The 1,584-nt window shown below is 72.5% G+C and carries 1 protein-coding gene; it reads left to right on the top strand.

Annotated features, from left to right (window positions below; translation table 11 throughout):
* Nucleotides 1-123: 123 nt before the first annotated feature.
* A complete protein-coding gene (locus AOK08_RS44185) occupies nt 124-891 on the top strand; it encodes a hypothetical protein (protein WP_079054535.1) in 768 nt (255 codons plus the stop codon).
* Nucleotides 892-1,584 lie beyond the last annotated feature (693 nt).

Genomic DNA, 1,584 nt, shown 5'->3' with positions numbered 1-1,584 from the left:
GGTGGGGGCGTGGACACCCGGCGCAGAGTACCCGGCGGGGCTGGAGTGCTGCCCAGGGCAGGCAATGCGCGAACGTCTTGCCGCGAATGTCATGAATAGTGCATGGCTGGATAAAGTTCATCCATGGGCAATTGGCTGGAGCGGAACATCGTCGAGCCGGGCAAACTCCCGCTGCTCCTGGCGCTCACCGCGTTCGTGCTGACGTTCCTCCTCACCCGCGTCGTCACCCGGATGATCCGCGCGGGCAAGGGGCCGTTCGGCAATGTGAAGGCGGGCGGGCTGCACATCCATCACGTCGTCCCCGGTGTCGTGCTGACCGTCGTGGGCGGGTTCGGGGCCGTGGCCAGCGGGCAGGACGGGTTCGGCGCGGGGGTGTGCGCGGTGCTGTTCGGGATGGGCGCCGGCCTGGTGCTGGACGAGTTCGCGCTGATCCTGCACCTCGACGACGTCTACTGGACCGAGGCCGGCCGGCAGAGCGTCGAGATGGTGGTGCTGACGGCGGCCCTGGTCGGCCTGGTACTCCTGGGCTTCCTGCCGTTCGGGGTGAACGACCTCAGCGACGAGGACGTCCAGAACCGGGGCGGGGTCATCGTCAGCATCGGCGTCAACTTCCTCTTCTCGCTCCTCGCCCTGAGCAAGGGCAAGCCCCGCACGGCGGTCTTCGGCGTGATCGTGCCGCTCGTCGCGCTCTTCGGCGCGATCCGCCTGGCCCGCCCCGGCTCACCCTGGGCGAAACGGTTCTACGCCCGTCGCCCGCGCGCCCGCTCCCGCTCCACGCTGCGCGCGTACCGCCACGACCGCCGCTGGGCCGGCCCCCGCCGCCGTATCCAGGACCTGATCGGCGGCAAACCCGACCCCGAGCCGGCCCGCGCGCCCGCCGTACGCCGGTGACGCGCCGCCGAGACCCCGCACAGGGCGAACACGGCCACGATGGCGGCCAGATGCTCCTTGCCCGCGAGGTTGTCCTTGAGGATCACCTCCACCCCCATCGCGACGATCACGGCGCCGGCCGACAGGTACGCCCGGTAGCGCCACCCGAGGAACACCGCGAGGCCGACCACGGCCGCCGACGGGCCGGTGTCCACCACGCCCGCGTCCGTGCCGGGCAGCCCGAGTAACCCCGCCGGGCCCACGGCGATGCCCACGCGCGCGTAGAGCGTGCCGGCCAGGGTGGCGACGTACGCGATGACAAGGGTGCGCCACCAGCCGAGGCAGATCTCGGCGAGGCCGAAGGCGATCAGTATCTGCGCCAGGGCGCCCCAGACCGGCAGGTCGGGGGCGGGCACGAAGAGGGAGAGCGGGGTGCGCAGCAGGGCGAGCCAGAGAGGGTCCTCGGCGCGGACGGCACCGAGGACCCGGACGGGCCCGTGGCCCCACGACTGGTTCTGCGTGAACTGGACGAGCGCGGTCAGGCCCAGGACGCCGAGCGTCATGGGCAACGCCCGCCACCGCCGCCGTAACAGGGACTCACGGACGGTGGCGTACAGCGGCCCCCACTCGGCGCGGACCCGGCGGGCGGCCGTGTTCACCCGCGGACCTTCATCCGCGCGTGCCCGTCCCCGCGCCCATCCCCGTGCCCTTGCC

Origin of the sequence: Streptomyces graminilatus, assembly GCF_001418565.1 — a bacterium.
GTDB lineage: Bacteria > Actinomycetota > Actinomycetes > Streptomycetales > Streptomycetaceae > Streptomyces > Streptomyces graminilatus.
The sequence above is the reverse complement of the archived record's forward strand: the minus strand, read 5'-3'. Positions and strand labels throughout refer to the sequence as shown.